Source organism: Thalassospira lucentensis MCCC 1A00383 = DSM 14000, from assembly GCF_000421265.1.
In the GTDB taxonomy this organism is placed as follows: Bacteria; Pseudomonadota; Alphaproteobacteria; order Rhodospirillales; family Thalassospiraceae; genus Thalassospira; species Thalassospira lucentensis.
Genome location: NZ_ATWN01000001.1, coordinates 406,869 through 424,213 on the forward strand (window position 1 = coordinate 406,869; position 17,345 = coordinate 424,213).

Below are 17,345 nucleotides of genomic sequence, written 5' to 3' on the forward strand. Positions count from 1 at the left end.
GTCAAGCGGGTTTTTGTCGGGGACAAAAAAAGCCAGGCAGGTGCCCGGCTTTGATGTGGAGGTGCTGATCAGGATCAGTTGGCGATTTCGAAAATGCCGTCGATTTCGACGGCCACACCAAGCGGCAGGGACGCAACACCAACCGCAGATCGCGCATGTTTGCCAGCATCGCCAAAGATTTCGACCATGGTGTCGGACGCACCATTGACGACTTTGGGTTGATCGGTGAAGGCCGGATCGGAATTGACAAAGGCGTTGAGTTTGACAACGCGGGTGACTTTATCAAGATCACCGATGGCGGATTTCAGCTGTGCGACCAAGTTCAGCGCACAGAGGCGGGCGGCTTTTTGGCCGTCTTCGACCTGATAATCCTTACCGAGTTTGCCGACAAACTTCAGTTCGCCATTTTCCATGGTGATCTGACCGGAAATATGGACAAGGTTGCCCGAAACAACATAGGGCACGTAATTGGCAACCGGTGCGGTGGCGGCGGGCAGGGTGATGCCAAGGTCGGCAAGATGGGCGTCAATTTTTCCAGCCATGATCATAATCCTTTTTAACGGTGGCGATGTGTTAATTGCGCCAAACTTAGCGATCTTGGCGTGCGAACAAAACAGTTTCTTTTGTCCGGTGCGGTGTTTGGCCGATGAGGAGGACTGAGCAGGGTTTTCAGATTGTTGAGAAATTTGAATTTGCCATCGATGCCAAAGCCCCCCACAACTGTATGCTGAATATTATGCGTTCCGAATGTCGGTTCTGGCAAAAACACTCACGTTAAAAGGCGGCATTCATGTCATTTGGGGATCGGTTGAATAATTTGCATGGGGGGTGGTTGGCCCTGTTGGGGGTTCTGATTATTTCCCCGGATGCGATGTTGATCCGTCTGATCAAGGCCGACGACATCACAGCGACGTTCTGGCGGCTGGCCTTTTTGACAACGGCGTTGCTGTTGATCGCGCTTTGGCGGGGGGCACGGCGCGGCGACAGTGTCGTGGCGTCGGTGTTACCGGGCAAGTACGAGCTTTTGACCGGGATGTTTTACGGCGGCACCTGCGCGTTTTTCATCCTGTCGGTGCGCAATACAGATGCGGCCAATACCTTGGTGATCATTTCGGCAACCCCGCTTTTGGCCGGGTTGATGGGCGTGTTTGTATTTAAACGCGCACAGCCGATGCGGACATGGGTGGCATCGGTGGTGGTCGTCGTCGCGCTGGTTGGAATTGTCGGCGCCGGATTTGGCGGGGAGAATGCGCTTGGCGACCTTTTGGCGCTATGTGCGGCCTTTTGCATGGCAGGGTTTTTCAATGTCCTTGGGGCACGTGCGGAAATTGACGCGGTCAAGGCGATGCTGTTTGGTGCCTGTATGTCGACCCTTGCCATGGTTCCCGGCGCACATCCGACCGAGGTCTATGGGCTTGACTGGGTGTGGCTTTTGATGCTGGGTTTTTGGGTGTTGCCGGTATCTTTCCTGTTTATTTCAGCAGGGGCGCGCAAAATTCCGGCCGCCGAAGTCGGGCTTATTATGCTCAATGAAGCGATCCTTGGATCGTTTCTGGTGTGGGTGGTGATCCATGAAGTGCCCAGCAGCACGACATTGATCTGTGGGGCCGTGGTGATTGTAACCCTTGTTGTGCATAGCATTCTGGGCATGCGGGCGGGCAGGAGGCTGCGCGCGACGCCTGCCCAATAGGGGCCATCACAGGCAAGCCAGACGACAGACTTTATCGAAGCAATGCAAAAGGCGGTGTCAGATGTGACGCCGCCTTTTGGCTTTTGGCAGGTTGGTTTGGTGGGGCGGGTTCAGGTTACTGTCAGGTTGGAACGATAAGGATTTGGGGCCGGTTCGATGAGCCGGTTGCCCTAGGTCCGCTCGTGCGGTGTTTGTGACAGCATCAACGGCGTGCGCGGGGCATGTTGTCCGCCAGATTTTGCGAGTATCCATGTCCCGATCCAATGTGCCGTTCGGTTTACCTGTCAGGTCCTCATCCCAAGATAAACGGAATGTATCATCACGGTGGGCAGGTATTGATTACCGGTGGGTGATTGTTGCGATGGCGCTTTATTTTGCGCTGGGTCTGAACTGGAAAGTGCTGGGGCATTTTTACAGCATTCTGGGCGGGCTTGTTGATTATGATCCCGGCTTTGCGATCAGCGCGCCGTTTGTGTTGCTGTTGGGGGCGCTTATTCTTTTCACGCCGTTTTCGTTCAAATATCTGCTTAAGCCGTTTTTTGCACTTTTGCTGATCACAGGTGTACTTTCAAATTATGCCATGGTGAAATACGGCATCGTGTTTGACCGCAGCATGATTGAAAATATTGTCGAAACCAACACCACCGAGGCATTTTCATATCTGAATATGCAGTCGGTCCTGTGGTTTGTTGTAAGCGGTCTTGTGCCGGTTGTGATCCTGATGTTGATGCCGATCCGCTATCCGGCGACGATTGTGCGCGGGGTTGTGCAGCGGGTTGCGATGATGTTGATCCCGTTTGTGCTTTTGGGCGGGCTTGCCGGGCTTTATTTCAAGGATTACGCATCGGTCGGGCGCAATCACAAGGTGCTGGGCAAGGAGCTTGTGCCGTCCAATTACATCACCGGGACGATCCAGCTTGTGAAACGGCGGTACCTTTATGCCGACATGCCATTTCAGGCCATCGGACAGGATGCCCGCACGGTTGAAATGGCCACACAGGACAAGCCGACATTGATGTTCCTTGTCATCGGGGAAACCGCACGGGCGCAAAGTGTTGCCGCCAATGGCTACGGCCGCCCGACATCACCCTTTACCAGTCAGATTGACGGCATGTTGGCCTTTCAGGATGTGTCATCGTGCGGAACGGCGACAGCGGTTTCCGTGCCGTGTATGTTTTCGCCGATGGATCATGCAGGCTATGACGGCGAGGTCGCGCGCCATAGCGAGAGCCTGATGGATGTGCTTGATCATGCCGGCGTCGATGTTTTGTGGAAGGAAAATGACGAGGGGTGCAAGGGCGTGTGTGACCGCGTGCGCCATATCAATATCGAGCCCAAGGATTTCCCCGAGGATTGCGTGCTTGGCACCTGCTTTGATGAAGTGATGCTGCGCGGTCTGGATGCGGAAGTGGTATCAGACAAACCCCATGATCGCTTGATTGCCTTTCACATCATGGGCAGTCACGGACCGACTTATTACAAACGCTATCCCGATGCACACCGGGTGTTCGCACCCGATTGCCCACGCAGTGACATTGAAAATTGCAGCGCGGAAGAGCTGATCAATACCTATGACAATACAATCCGCTACACCGATTATGTCGTCGCCCAACTGACCGAACGCCTGCAGTCGTATCAGGACGATTACAATGTGGTTTTGCTGTATGTGTCTGACCACGGTGAGTCACTGGGCGAGGCGGGTTTGTATCTGCATGGGGCGCCTTACATGCTTGCTCCCTCTGAGCAAACCAAGGTGCCGATGATGATCTGGATGTCAGATGGTTATGCCGATGCCAACCGGATTGAGACGGCCTGCCTTGCCACGCAGGCGCAAACTGGCAGTTTTTCACACGATAATCTGTTTTCCACCGTGCTGGGTGCAATGCATGTTTCAACCGGGCTTTATCGCGCGGGAACGGACATTTTCGCCCGGTGCCGGGGCACGATGATGCAGGCGGCACTCGAGCAGTCTGTGAATGTTGCCCCGAATTGACACTCCCGTTCTGATGATTTAAATGAGTACACTCACTGAGCGTACTCATTTCAGGGGATGTCGATGACTGTTCGTGCTGCGCAGCGGGAAGAAACCCGCCAGAAAATCCTTGATGCCGCGCGCGCGTGCTTTTGCGCCGGGGCGTTTGATGATGTGTCGACACGACAGATTGCAAAAAAGGCCGGTGTTGCAGAAGGAACGATATTCAATCACTTCCCGACAAAGGAAGAATTGCTGATTTGCTGCGTTGGGCAACAGATGGCAGAAGCGATTGAAAAGGGCCTGTATACAATGGACCCGGAATGGTGCTTTGTGGACAAGATGATGCATGTTGCGTCCTACCGCTTTACCCAGGTTGGGCTTAATCCTGGCTTGTGGCAGGTGATCATGCAGCAGATTGTCTTTTCACCGAGGAAGGGTGCGGTGCATGCCATCATGGAAAGCAGCGGGCTGATTGCAGCCGTTCAGGCCCTGATCGAGGAAGCGCAGCTTTCGGGTGAACTCAACCCCGATTTGCCGCCGGTTCTTATTCAGAAGACCCTGATGGCGCTGTTTTTGTTCACCATTCACGAGCATTTCAGCACGCAGAATTTTGACTGCGAGGATATGTGCGGGACATTACGGGAACTGCTTGAAGTGCAGGTCAAGGGGCTTTGGGCGTGCGAGCCGGTTCTGGCGGCATAGGAACAAGCCCGTGCTTGGCAATTTATCCGGCCTATTCACCGATCAGGTGCACGGTGACCTTGCGATGATGCGCAGCTTGACGGGGAACTGAACCCGGCAATCGAACCGGAGGCGATCCACAAGACCGTTATCGCGCTGTTTTTATTTACCATCCACGAACATATCGGGGCGGAGAATTACGATTGCGAAGACATGTGCGCGACATTGCGCGACCTGCTTGACACCCAGATCAGGGGCATCTGGCTGTCGCAGTTAGCATAGATATGACTATGCCAATATGCATGAAAAAACAGGCTGATACCGTAATCCAAATTTTTTGATTCTTCGATTAATATGCGAACTATGTCGAAGCAAAGAGAAGATCATAGAAGTGAAAAAGGCCTACCCCGACAAAAAGATCGTTTTCATTTCTTGCCGAGGTAGGTCGGTTAAATCAGGCTATGCTGAGGTCGCAGCTGTTTCCAACTGGCAACTTCCTTCGATGCAGTTTGTGGTAACGCCGTGTGCATATTGGATGAATTCAACCAGGCTAAGCCCAATTGTGACGATTTCAAGCACTAGCGCAATGCCATCTGTGGCAATCCAAGCGGCAATAGTTGCTAAGGCAACAATCGCAATTTTTAAGGCGTCCCACCAGCTTAAAGAACTGGCAAGAGCGGAAACAATTGATTTGAGTATGTCACCTGACTCCCAAATCAGCGAAATCAATTTGAAGACTTGTTCCGCGTTGGCCTTTAATTTTCCGCTTGCCTTCAAGTCGGATGCAATTGTTTTTATATCTTGAATGACTTTCCCCCCGACTCTTTGTATCGCGGCCTTCACGGAATCGATCTGAGGGTTGCCGAAAGTTGTTCTGTAACCCATTAATGAGACTACTAGTGAAATTGCGCTGAGGCACATGCCTGCGCAATTCAAGGCGCAATCAGATGAGACCGTTGTCGGCTCCGGGGAAGAAAAGTCTGTGACGTCGTTGAAAAATTGGCTCAGTTGACCCAGTTCATCGTCTTGTGGCGTTGTGCAGTTGACGATGTTCATGATGATTTGCTGCGCATATTGCTGTAGATCAGATTGATAGGTTGGGTACATATCCCCGAGCTTCACAATTGCGTTATTCAAGTGAATGCCAAACTGGTATTTTTCCCAGGGCCCAGCAGTGTATTGACAATTGACTGTGCCAGCGCCTGCACCGTTGAATTTGGTAACACCTGTGCCATCTGTACGGAGGAAAACGTTGGGAAAGGCGTTCGACTCAATTGTACCTTGGCAACTATTAGCCGGACCGTCGCATGCGCAAGTTACGTTGAATTTTTCCCAAGGCCCGGCAGTGTACTGGCAATTGACCGTCCCCGCACCTGCACCATTAAACTTGGTAACACCGGTGCCATCCATTCGTAAGAAGACATTCGGGAAAGAAAAAGACTGAAATGATACCGTTCCGTCATCGTTGCGTATGAGATTGTATAATTCCCACGGTCCGGCAGTGTATTGACAATTGACTGTGCCTGCACCAGCACCATGAAACTTGGTCACACCTGTACCATCCATGCGGACGAAAACTTCTGGGAAGGTTATTGAACCGATAGAGACAGGAAATGAGAGATTGTCTAAGCTCATTGTTTCTACTCCAGATTGATTTATTCATCGAAATGGAGTTTATGCTGCTTTTTTTAAATCAAAAGTTTTATTTATAAATTCTAATGTAATAGTTTCCACCTTCAAGAGATTTCAATGAAAAGAGCTGAAATTGAGTTGCTCAAATTACTCTTCCCCGATCAGATGCAGGGTGATCTGGCGGCGGTGCGGGGCGTGACGGTGTTCGAACAGATAGATGCCCTGCCACGTACCCAGAACCGCACGACCGTTTGTGACCGGGATGGTCAGTGACACATCGGTCAGGGCCGATTTGATATGGGCGGGCATGTCATCGGGGCCTTCGCAGGTATGGCGATAAAGGCTTGGACTTTCCTGAACCAGTTGGCCAAAGAAGGTTTCAAGGTCAAACCGCACATCCGGATCGGCATTTTCCTGAATGGTCAGGCTGGCCGAGGTATGGCGGACAAATGCCGTTAGCTGGCCGGTCCGGATGCCGGTTTGCCCGATCCAGGATTGAACCATATCGGTGATTTCAATCAGGCCCTGACCATTGGTGCGAATTTCAAGTGTGGTCTGGTCTTGTGACAGCATGGCATCCCGTCCGGTTTGCGCCGCCGGACGGGACTTTGGTTTTGGCGTCCGGTCAGGCAGCGGCTTTGGTGTTGTCCTGATCGTAGAAGCGTAACGCCGTCATGGCAAGGTTGCCAAATTCATAGCTGTCATGGATCAGATCGGCGGTGTAACCGTCCGTCGCAGCGCCAAGGGCAACGTAAAACGGCATCAGATGATCGTCTTCGGGGTGGGCCTTGATCGCATGTGGTGCCTGTGCACGGTAATCAAGCAGGGCATTGATATCGTGGGTTTTGACCTTATCAACCATCCAGTTGGTGAAGTCCTGTGCCCATGGCTCAATCGGGCCTTCGGCGTGATCAAGCGTGCGGAGATTATGGGTCATTGCGCCACTGCCGATCACAAGAACCCCTAAATCACCAAGCCCGCGCAGTTTTTGGCCCAGTTCGAAATGATCCGCCGGGCTGCCGTGGGTGAGCATGGATAACTGAAACACTGGAATATCGGCCTTAGGCCGGGCAAGAATCATGGGCATCCACGCCCCGTGATCGAGACCGCGCGCGTCATCGGTTTTAGCCCCGATCAAATCGGCAATCTGGTGTGCCAGTTCGGGGGCGCCGTGTGCGTTATAGCGCAGGTCATATAGCGATTGAGGGAAGCCGCGAAAGTCGTAGATGGTTTCCTGACTTTTGGCGGTCGAGATGGTGGGAATGTCGGTTTGCCAATGGGCAGAAACCATCAGGATGGCCCGCACCGCGTCAAAATGGTCCGCCAATTCAGCGGCAAAAAAATCAAATGCCGGGGTGTTTTGACGTGCGACCAGCATGGGGGAGCCATGCGAGATAAAAATCGGTGCGAAGCTTTGGACGGTATTTGGGGATAGGGATGCGTTGGTCATCGGGCACCTCGGTCTATGACATCATTTGATGTCAATATGATCCTAAGGGACGGCGATGACCAGATGCGGTTCGTCAACAGTCTGTTGCCGATGCTTGTGTGAAGGGGCGCTTTGTTAATATCGCGCTTTGCACCGGCAACAGATGTTAAGAAAGATTGGTTTAGCGTTTGCGGCCAAACAGCATCAGCAGCACGCCACCGACAACACCGGCAATCCCGGCAATCAGATACCAGATGGTTTCATCGGTGTAGCGACCAACCAGTGTTTCGGAAATCTGATCAACGGCACTTTCCGATGCGTTATAACCCGTCACCAGAAGGGCAACGCCGATCACCAGAATGACAACGCCAAGAATACGACCCATGGACATGATGTTTGCTCCTGTCTTGTGTATTTTGTTTCTAAAAGAATGCTTTTGAACATATTGAACAGAAACGATAACGCGGCTTGATTAAGGTTGTTCCAAGGCAATGGAAAAACATCTTGTCTGGTCAGGGGATGCTTTTGGGTTTGCTGAAAATCAGAATGGCAGAGACATGCTGATTTCAACCGCGCTGCTGTCGATGTTGTCATCATCATTGGCAACCGACATCATGTGGCTGAGTGCAAGCTGGCTGGTGAATTGACCGGTACCAAAGCCAAATCCGGTGCGCATGCGCTGATTGCCGTATTCGTTGAGATTGCTGGTGAAGAACGGGGTGAGGGTGCCCAATTCACGCCCCTGATCATCCGAAATCGCAAAGCCATAGGTGATGGTGCCGCCGATGGTGTATTCGGTGTAATCAGCACGCCCGGCAAGATAGCTGCCTTCAAGGGCGGCATTGAGGCCGGTCACAGCATCGGACAAACGCACCCCGCCGCCAACATCAAACGCGGTTTTGTCGTTGTTGATTTCATCGGTGAAATCATAGGTCAGCCCGGTTTCAAGAAATGGCGTGACGGTCAGGCTTGGCGTCGGGGCGAAATCATAGGCGGCCTCGATGGCCGGTTTGATCTGGCGGGTGTTGGACCGGGTGGTGGCATTGGTTGTGCCGTCACTTTCGGTATAGCCATCCACGGTTTTGCGTGCGGCCATGAAGGCCAGCGACGGAGTGAGCGATGCCGCCGACAGGGTTTCAATCGGGCGGACCCGATAAGAGGTGGTGAGTGCGGCATACCACATGTCGGATTCTGTGGTGCCCGACACGGCGTTGTTATCGCGTGTCACATCAATGTCACCCATGCCATACCCGGCTTCGCCAGTGATGGTCAGGTTTTCAATCGGGCGGTAGATGACATAGGGCGAAGCGACCCAGCCGGTTTCCTGATAGCTGCCATTGTTAAAGGCCGTGGTGAGGTCGGTATCGTTATAGCCCAGCGACAGGCCCGCAGTCAGCGCATCGGCGAATTTGTAATCGAGCCCGACATTATAGCCCCAGACATCACCGTCATAGCGGCTGTCATTGGTGCCGTTGACATAGTCGTTATCAACCGAGGTAAAGGAGCCATGCCCCCAAACCGTAAACGGGGTGGCGGTATCAAAGGCCGAACGTCCATCAATGCCGCTGGCACCACCCACATCGCCCTGATCTGTCGGGCCAAGGCCGAGCATTTGCATGCCAAGGCCTGTGGAGCTATCGAAGCTTCCCATCATCGCGATGCGGCGCAGGGCATTGTTGCGGTCGGTGATGTTATCGGTGTTGCGATCATCATCATCGGCGGTGATGTCGGTCAGGCTGGTGCGATGGGGGCTGGTTTCGCGTATTGAGGAGGTAAGGCCCGGTACGTTATTGGTGTTGGAATTGTTGGCGGCACGGGTTGCGGATGAGACGCGCGATGCGATATTTTGTTGAACAACCGTGGTCTGGGAGCGCGAGACGGCAGCGATCACAGCGGATGTGGTGCTGGCTGAGGATGTTGATGCCGCGACCGGTGCCGATCCGGCAACGCAGGTCCCCGTGAAGTTGTACGTTGCGCCAAGGGCCTTTATGAAAAGCTGGCCATCTGTTGTGTCGGCCGGGATTTGAAGGGTGAGGGTGACAGTGTCGCCAATGATGGTGCTGCCGGGCGTGACCGACCGTGAATTGGCGGCGTTATTGTTGTCGGTATAGGTGAAGGTATAGTTGTTTGGCGAATTGCCACTTTGATGTGTGAAGGTGATCTTGGCGACCTCCCACGCGTTATAAGAACCGTTGCCCAGAATGCCATCGCTGGTGGTTGTCAGGTTCCAAAAACTGCAACCCGCGCTAATTGCGAGGGCGCCGTTGGCAAAGGGCAGCGATAATCCCGTCAGGGCCAGCGCATAGAGCCCTTTTTTCAAGAATGACTTACCAACGATCAGGGGCGAATGATCAGATCGCGCCTGATTGAAGATATTTTTGATCTTATACATTGTTCGCCATGCCCATATCCTTTTTGATCGGTGCCGACGGATCGGTCCCGTTGCAGGAGTATTAAAGGCATTACGCGGTGAGGGTTATCCTTAAGGGGGGAGTTGTGTCGATTTTTGACCAAAAGTGGATAGTGGTTGACCAAAAGTGGATAGCGAACGCGGTTGTTGGGCCGCGTCATCGTTACGCGGGCAGGGCGGCAATTACATCCGAACTTTGGGTAAGGTTGCAATATTCTGACGCCAGCACAGCGGCATAAAGATCAAACACGGTTTGGGCATCGAACCGTTTGCCGTTGGCGTCAAGCACATCAATCGCGGTGGTCGCATCAAGCGGCAGGTGGCAGTCAAAGCCAAGACAGTGCGCGGCACGGATCGACACATCCATCGAATTATGAATGACAACGCCGGTAAAGATCAGGCGCGTAATGCCGCGATCACGCAGGTGGTTTTCAAGGTCGGTGCCGATGAAGGCGCAATTAACAGATTTGGTAATGACGGTTTCACCATCAATAGGCAATGCTTCGTCCTTGAACGGTTGGCCGGGGCCGTTTGCGTAAAAGGTTGAGGCCGGGTTGGCTTCTTGGTGGCGGACATGGATCACCGGCAGGTCGCGGGCGCGAAATTCGGTCAGTAGGCGCGCAATCGCATCGACATAGCCGGGATTGTTTTTGGAATTCCATTTCGGATCGTCGATGGCCTTTTGCACATCAAGGACGATCAGGGCTGTATCTTGTTCAAACATAGGTTCCTATCACTCTGATATGCGAACGGAACTCTTCGGGATCATTTCAATCACCGAATTGCTTACATTTCCCGTGTTTTGTGAAGAGGCCTTTGCATAGCCTGTATCTTGTGGCGAGAATATTGAAGATGCAGCATGGTTTAGCACGACATCTCGAGCTTCACTAGTTCCGCCAGCATCTGCTAATGCGCGAAACGTTTGCAGGGCATTCTGTCGATGTTTGTTAATAACCTCATTATGTCTGTGAGACATGAAGTTTCGCGCTGACAAAATAAGCATGAACAAGATCCCAAAAAATATCAGGCCCTTACTAAGGGTGAACTGGATACTTTCAGGTAGTGAGGTGGGCGCAATAAACGGGATTTTGTGAAGAAAAAAGGTAAGTACACCGTATGCAATTAGCCCATAAAACCAGTTTTGAGTTCGTTTGCGCCATTTCTGGGCCGAATCATTGTGGGATTTTGCTTCATCCGAAAAGAAGATAGCTTGTTGTGATACCCCTTGCTCAGCGGCTGTTTTTCTAACCTCTTCAAGAATACTTGAAGCCGATTCTTTAGATTTATCTAATGATTGTATGGTTTTATTCGTTTGGTCATTTATAGATTGAATGGTGGCCCGTGCTTCTTCTTCTAGCCTATTGAAGTCCACGGTTTTTGACATTGAGTAGGTTATTAAAGGATAGAGTTTGGGGAAAATTGAATCGTATAGGTTTGTAATGGACGTAATGATGTTTTGGCGCTGGCTCGTTGCCTCTGGTTGTGTTTCATCAAAGTTCAGTACTTGATCAAATAGATTAAATACCTGGTCGGATTGTTGCTTTATTGTCTGTAAAATAGGATCCGGAAAGTCTTGCAGTGTTTTTTCGGGGAGATTTCTGAATAGATTAATAACTTTTCCTGCTGGGTCGACGACTTCGTCAAAAGAAAATCGAGCTCCAAGTTCTTCTCTTCTTGGAAGGTTCTGGACATCATAGCTCTGAATTCGCTCAAGTGACTCTTCAGTTTCTTCGAGTAAAGTCATCAAATATTCCAACTGTCTAAGTTTATGTTTTGTTCCATTGATGGGGGTCCCGGGCAAATTTGCCCGGGACCATGTATTGCTAGCTTACGAGCAGCCCGTCGTCGCACCGCAAGAGTCACATTTAAGGCAGGTGCCGTTGCGGACCAGGGTAAAGTTGCCGCAATCAGGGCAACCATCGCCCTCGTAGCCCTTCATGCGGGCTTCGCGGATCTGATCCATTTTGGCATCGACCTTGGCCGAGACTTCTTCGCCCGCCGTCAGGATCGCGTTGGTTTGCGGTGCTGATGGTGTGGCGGTTGTGGTTGGCGCACTTGCGGTTGTTTCGTGGCTGTGGCTATGACCATCCGTGCCGGTTGATTTGACTTCAACCACGCGTTCTTCGGTCTGGGCACCGCCATCGACAACATAAAGGTTGCGACGCACGAAGCCGGAAGACGCGACTTTACGGATGGTTTCAATCGCCTGATCTTCGGATTTCTTGGCGGCTTCGCCAAGATCGCCTTCGGCCACACCTTCGCCAACCGCATCCGGGAGGATGTCGGACGGCTGAACATGGGCAAGGTCGTTACGACCAAGATAGGAGATCGCCAGTTCGCGGAACATGTAATCAAGGATCGAGGTCGACATCTTGATCGCATCGTTGCCAGATACCATGCCCGACGGCTCAAAGCGGGTGAAGGTGAAGGCTTCGACGTATTCCTCAAGCGGCACGCCATACTGAAGGCCGATGGAAACCGCGATGGCGAAGTTGTTCATCAACGAGCGGAAGGCGGCACCTTCCTTGTGCATGTCGATGAAGATTTCACCAAGTTTGCCGTCTTCATATTCACCGGTACGCAGGTAAACCTTGTGACCGCCAACGGTGGCCTTCTGGGTGTAGCCTTTGCGGCGGCCCGGAAGGGAACGACGGTCGCCACGGATGACGCGTTCGATGATTTTTTCGACAATCTGCTGGGATGCTGCGGTCGCCTTGGTGGCGGTTGGCTGATCAGCGTAATCGTCTTCTTCAACGAGGGCGGAGCTCAGCGGCTGGCTGAGTTTCGAACCATCGCGATACAGCGCGTTTGCTTTCACCCCAAGACGCCAGGACAGCATGTAAGCGTCTTTGCAATCCTGAATGTTGGCGCTGCTTGGCATGTTGATGGTTTTGGAAATCGCACCGGAGATGAACGGCTGGGCCGCGGCCATCATGCGGATGTGACTTTCAGCCGACAGATAACGTTTGCCGATACGGCCACACGGATTTGCACAATCAAAGACCGACAGGTCTTCGTCACGCAGATGCGGGGCCTGTTCAAGCGTCATCGCACCACAGACATAGGTGTTGGCCAGTTCGATCTGTTTGCGATCAAAGCCAAGGGCGGCGAGCATGTCAAAGTCCATGCTGTTGATCGCCTTGGCATCGAGACCAAGCTGATTGATGCAGAAGTCATCGCCAAAGGTGTATTTGTTAAACACGAATTTGACGTCAAATGCGTTTTTAAGCGCACCTTCGACCTTGGCAATGGCGTCGTCGTCAAAGCCCTTGGCTTTGAGGTCATCATGGGTGATGGACGGTGAGCCGACCAGCGTACCGTGACCAACCGCGTATTTTTCAATGTCGCGGATCTGGTTTTCGGTATAGCCGAGCGTTGCCAAAGCAACCGGAACTGTGCGGTTGATGATTTTGAAGTACCCGCCACCGGCAAGTTTTTTGAATTTCACCAGTGCGAAGTCCGGCTCGATCCCGGTGGTGTCGCAATCCATGACCAGACCGATGGTGCCGGTTGGGGCAATAACGGTGGTCTGGGCGTTGCGATAGCCATGCTTTTCGCCAAGTTCCAGCGCCTTGTCCCATGCTGCACGTGCGGCAACCGGAAGATCGGCATAGGGGCTGTCAGCAGCAACCAGCGGAACCGGATTGATGGCGAGGCCTTCGTATCCGTCCTGTTCGCCGTATGCGGCACGGCGATGGTTGCGCATGACACGCAGCATTTCGTTGGCGTTGTCGCCGTATCCTGGGAAGGCACCCTGTTCACCGGCCATTTCGGCGGAGGTGGCATAGGAAATACCACACATGATCGCGGTCAGGGACGCGCCAATCGCACGGCCTTCGTCGCTGTCATATGAAATGCCCATGCTCATCAGCAGGCCGCCGATGTTGGCATAGCCAAGACCAAGGGTACGGTAACGATAGGACAGTTCCGCAATACGATCTGACGGGAATTGTGCCATCAGAACCGAGATTTCCAGAACCACGGTCCACAGACGCACCGCATGTTCGTAAGCCTCGATATCAACGCCGCCGTCATCTGAACGGAAGTTCATCAGGTTGAGCGATGCAAGGTTACAAGCCGTGTCATCAAGGAACATATATTCCGAGCACGGGTTGGACGCATTGATGCGACCCGAATTCGGGCAGGTGTGCCATTCGTTGATCGTGCTGTCGTACTGGATGCCCGGATCAGCGCAGGCCCATGCGGCTTCGCCGACTTTGTCCCACAATTCACGTGCGGCAATGGTTTTGGAAACTTTGCCATCGGTACGACGGATCAGGTCCCAGTTGCCGTTATCAAGAACAGCCTGCAGGAATTCATTGGAAACACGGACAGAGTTGTTCGAGTTCTGACCTGAAACGGTCAGGTAAGCCTCGGAGTCCCAATCGGTGTCATAGGTTTTGAAGCTGATCTCGGTGAAGCCCTGACGGGCGAATTCGATGATCTTGTTGATGTAGGAATCCGGGATCATGACAGCGCGTGCAGACAGCACAGCTTCTTTGAGCTGCGGGTTTTGACGCGGGGCGAAACGATCTTCGGAGTCAGCCGCACCATCCCAGTTGTTGCAGGCTGCAAGCACGGCGGTGAGGTGTTTCTCGGCCAGTTTGGAACCAGCAACGAGGGCCGCAACTTTCTGCTCTTCGACGACTTTCCAGTCGATGTATTCTTCGATATCGGGGTGATCAATGTTGACCACGACCATTTTGGCCGCACGGCGCGTGGTGCCACCTGATTTGATTGCGCCAGCGGCACGGTCACCGATTTTAAGGAAGCTCATCAGGCCCGAAGAACGGCCGCCGCCCGACAGGCTTTCGCCGCCACCACGGACGTTCGAGAAGTTCGAACCGGTGCCTGAGCCAAATTTGAACAGGCGGGCTTCACGAGTCCAGAGATCCATGATGCCGCCTTCGTTGACGAGGTCATCGGAAACAGACTGAATGAAGCAGGCGTGCGGCTGCGGATGTTCGTAGGCACTGGCCGATTTGGTCAGTTCGCCGGTTTTGAAATCAACATAGGAGTGACCCTGTGCCGGGCCATCAATCCCATAAGCCCAATGCAGACCGGTGTTGAACCACTGCGGAGAGTTCGGTGCGCCCATCTGGTGGGAGAGCTGATAACGCATTTCATCAAAGAAGGCCTGCGCATCGTCTTCGGCGTCAAAGTAACCGCCTTTCCAGCCCCAATAGGTCCAAGTGCCCGCAAGGCGGTCAAAAACCTGGGTTGCGCTGGTTTCGCTGATGTAGCGTTTTTCAGTCGGCATTTTGTCGAGCTTGGCGACATCAGGTGCCTGACGCCACAGCCAGCTTGGAACGTCTTTTTCTTTAACCGGTTTGAGGGCAACCGGAACACCTGCCTTGCGGAAGTATTTCTGTGCCAGAACGTCACTTGCGACCTGTGACCAGGTCGCCGGAACGTCGATGTCTTTCATTTCAAAAACAACCGACCCGTCGGGGTTTTTGATAACGCAGGACGATTTGCGAAAATCGATGTCGGCGTATGGGCTAACGCCTTCCTGTGTGCACTTTCTGGTAATCCGCATGGTCTGCTCCGGTTTTGATCAGACATGAACGCAGCGCTACTCTGGACATGCGCCGGCATTGCCTGATTCTATATAGTTTGCTCAATGGCTAAACGCTGCCCCTTTGGTCCTTTTTTTTGACCTTATCGGGATCAACGGCAATTCTGTATTTGGTGGTGTGGTCCCCCCTTGGAACCATCCGGTCCGTGGGCGGAACTATAAAGCCATAATCTGGCCTCAGTCCACTAAACTTTGTGGTTGACATCAACTTTTATCACAACATGTTGTGGGTCAGTTGCTATCTCGCTGATTTGATGCTCGGGGGATTCTCGTTAACAATCTCTGAATCAGGCCGGGAGGCCCGGAAAACTGCGCTTTTGGTGGCAGCTGCTTTGTAGGCCGGTCGAAAGACTCGGACTACATGTAGTGGCGAGACGAGATGATCCGCCACAAGCTGAAGCAAACTAACCCTGATTGCGGTGCATTTCCAGTGCGAAGCTGAAAACTTATTGGTTTGCGGTAAATGTCTTCCTGATTTCGACATATAACATGTTGATATATCTATGAAAGTGTTTGTTTCGTTACGGTGAAAAATCTGGTCGTATCCCGAGTGATATGTCGGGGGAGGGGCACGATATATTGTGGATAAGCAGGTGGACAAAGCCCCACACCATATGCAGATCAATGAGTCGTCGCCCCACAAGCAGTTGTGGGTTGTTTGCCGTCAACGCATAGTGACATTGGTTCCCGTGCTGATCGGCCCAGATTACGGGCATTTTGCGGCGTCAAATCGGTTGAATAACGCGATATGAGGCGGCTTGGCCATGAACCGATAAATGTCAGCGCGGGCGGATGGTGTTTCCGGTTTGGGTTGAGGTGCCGTTATGAGGCGGTGCGATGAGGTTGTGTTGCCTGCCTGAAACATTGACTTTGCCCGAACATCACGACATATAAGAGCCTTGTTGATCGCAGGGCACCCCGCGTATGTGTCGTGCGCCGCGTTTGGCGGACAAACCAGATCTGGAGAGAGACCCAACATGGCCACCGTCGGCACCCGTATTTATACTGCGCTGTTTGGCAAGCGCGTTGGCGAAGACCGTTTCGGCAATATCTATTATACCGAAAAGAAAGCGGCCAAAGGCCGTCGCACCCGGCGTTGGGTGGTCTATAAAGGTATTGTCGAAGGGTCCAAGGTTCCGGCTGAATGGCATGCCTGGCTGCATTACACTGTTGATGCGCCGCTGTCAGACAAGGCTGAGGATCGTTATGACTGGCAGAAAGAACATCTGCCGAACCTGACCGGGACCAAGCATGCCTATCGCCCGGCAGGTCATGAATATCAGGGTGGTCAGCGCGCCAAGGCAACCGGTGATTATCAGGCCTGGTCGCCGGAAGGCTGATCGGGCATAAACTGTTTTTTCAGGCGGGCGCGGGGAAACTCGCGCCCGTTTGTGTTTTATGAGCGTTTTGCGCGGTTGTAATTTGTGCGGACGCAAGACAATATACGTATCAAAGAGATACATAACGGATAGGGCCTATGAGCAATAGACTGGTCGAAAGCCTTGCGGGTGCTGCGGTAATTGCCGTTGCCGTCGGATTTGCAGCGTACTCCTATTCACGTGCCGGAATCGGGACGGTGGAAGGGTATGAAATCTCGGCCAACTTTAGCCGGATTGATGGTTTGAGTGTCGGCAATGATGTGCGTATTTCGGGGGTGAAGGTCGGGACGGTCACCGCGCAGGACCTTAATCCTGATAGCTTTATGGCGGTTGTTAAAATGTCGGTGCGCGCGGACTTGTCCCTGCCACTTGATAGTTCGGCAAAAATTGCGTCTGACGGGTTGTTGGGTGGCAAGTTCGTTGCCCTTGAACCGGGCGGGGACATTGACATGATCGAAGCCGGTGGTGAAATCGAATACACCCAAGGATCGGTCAACCTTGAAGACCTGATTGGTCAGGTGATTTATTCATCGACCAGCAGCGACAAATAACGTCGCCGTCGCACGTGTTT

At 52.8% G+C, this 17,345-nt stretch carries 14 protein-coding genes; 5 read left to right on the forward strand and 9 right to left on the reverse strand.

The window, feature by feature from the left end; all coding sequences use genetic code 11:
* Positions 1 to 74: 74 nt before the first annotated feature.
* Entirely contained in the window at positions 75 to 542 is a 468-nt protein-coding gene (locus K355_RS0101915) for a RidA family protein (RefSeq protein ID WP_022730428.1), read from the reverse strand.
* A gap of 248 nt (positions 543 to 790) precedes the next feature.
* Here K355_RS0101915 and K355_RS0101920 point away from each other — a divergent pair, with 248 nt between their 5' ends.
* From K355_RS0101920 to K355_RS0101930, 3 genes are all read left to right on the forward strand, one after another.
* A complete protein-coding gene (locus K355_RS0101920; protein ID WP_022730429.1) occupies positions 791 to 1,690 on the forward strand; it encodes a DMT family transporter in 900 nt (299 codons plus the stop codon).
* A gap of 349 nt (positions 1,691 to 2,039) precedes the next feature.
* On the forward strand, positions 2,040 to 3,683 hold the full coding sequence (locus K355_RS0101925; protein ID WP_022730430.1) for a phosphoethanolamine transferase: 1,644 nt from the start codon (positions 2,040 to 2,042) through the stop codon (positions 3,681 to 3,683).
* Between the two features lie 63 nt (positions 3,684 to 3,746).
* The gene (locus K355_RS0101930) at positions 3,747 to 4,367 is read left to right on the forward strand and encodes a TetR/AcrR family transcriptional regulator (protein WP_022730431.1); all 621 of its coding nucleotides are present in this window, start codon (positions 3,747 to 3,749) and stop codon (positions 4,365 to 4,367) included.
* Positions 4,368 to 4,805: 438 nt separating this feature from the next.
* On the opposite strand, the gene K355_RS25710 is transcribed toward K355_RS0101930, so the two are convergent.
* The 8 genes from K355_RS25710 to K355_RS0101980 all read right to left on the reverse strand — a co-directional run bounded on the left by K355_RS25710 (position 4,806) and on the right by K355_RS0101980 (position 15,356).
* Complete coding sequence (locus tag K355_RS25710; RefSeq protein ID WP_022730432.1) at positions 4,806 to 5,981, reverse strand: fascin domain-containing protein; 1,176 nt, start codon at positions 5,979 to 5,981, stop codon at positions 4,806 to 4,808.
* Between the two features lie 144 nt (positions 5,982 to 6,125).
* Entirely contained in the window at positions 6,126 to 6,551 is a 426-nt protein-coding gene (locus tag K355_RS0101945) for a secondary thiamine-phosphate synthase enzyme YjbQ (RefSeq protein ID WP_022730433.1), read from the reverse strand.
* A gap of 52 nt (positions 6,552 to 6,603) precedes the next feature.
* Positions 6,604 to 7,428, reverse strand: coding sequence for a DODA-type extradiol aromatic ring-opening family dioxygenase (locus K355_RS0101950; RefSeq protein ID WP_022730434.1), 825 nt, complete (start codon positions 7,426 to 7,428; stop codon positions 6,604 to 6,606).
* A 160-nt stretch (positions 7,429 to 7,588) separates the two neighbouring features.
* Positions 7,589 to 7,798, reverse strand: a complete 210-nt coding sequence (locus tag K355_RS0101960) for a DUF3185 family protein (protein WP_022730435.1) — start codon at positions 7,796 to 7,798, stop codon at positions 7,589 to 7,591.
* A gap of 150 nt (positions 7,799 to 7,948) precedes the next feature.
* Positions 7,949 to 9,799, reverse strand: a complete 1,851-nt coding sequence (locus K355_RS0101965) for an autotransporter outer membrane beta-barrel domain-containing protein (protein WP_022730436.1) — start codon at positions 9,797 to 9,799, stop codon at positions 7,949 to 7,951.
* A gap of 181 nt (positions 9,800 to 9,980) precedes the next feature.
* Entirely contained in the window at positions 9,981 to 10,541 is a 561-nt protein-coding gene (locus tag K355_RS0101970) for an isochorismatase family protein (RefSeq protein WP_022730437.1), read from the reverse strand.
* Between the two features lie 9 nt (positions 10,542 to 10,550).
* Complete coding sequence (locus K355_RS0101975) at positions 10,551 to 11,561, reverse strand: hypothetical protein (RefSeq protein WP_022730438.1); 1,011 nt, start codon at positions 11,559 to 11,561, stop codon at positions 10,551 to 10,553.
* An 84-nt stretch (positions 11,562 to 11,645) separates the two neighbouring features.
* Positions 11,646 to 15,356: a vitamin B12-dependent ribonucleotide reductase gene (locus K355_RS0101980; protein WP_022730439.1), complete on the reverse strand. Its 3,711-nt coding sequence runs from the start codon at positions 15,354 to 15,356 to the stop codon at positions 11,646 to 11,648.
* Between the two features lie 1,016 nt (positions 15,357 to 16,372).
* Between K355_RS0101980 and K355_RS0101985 the strand changes: the two genes are divergently transcribed.
* Both K355_RS0101985 and mlaD read left to right on the forward strand, forming a co-directional pair.
* Entirely contained in the window at positions 16,373 to 16,735 is a 363-nt protein-coding gene (locus tag K355_RS0101985; protein ID WP_022730440.1) for an NADH:ubiquinone oxidoreductase subunit NDUFA12, read from the forward strand.
* 137 nt (positions 16,736 to 16,872) lie between these two features.
* Positions 16,873 to 17,325, forward strand: a complete 453-nt coding sequence (mlaD, locus tag K355_RS0101990; RefSeq protein ID WP_022730441.1) for an outer membrane lipid asymmetry maintenance protein MlaD — start codon at positions 16,873 to 16,875, stop codon at positions 17,323 to 17,325.
* Positions 17,326 to 17,345: the final 20 nt, after the last annotated feature.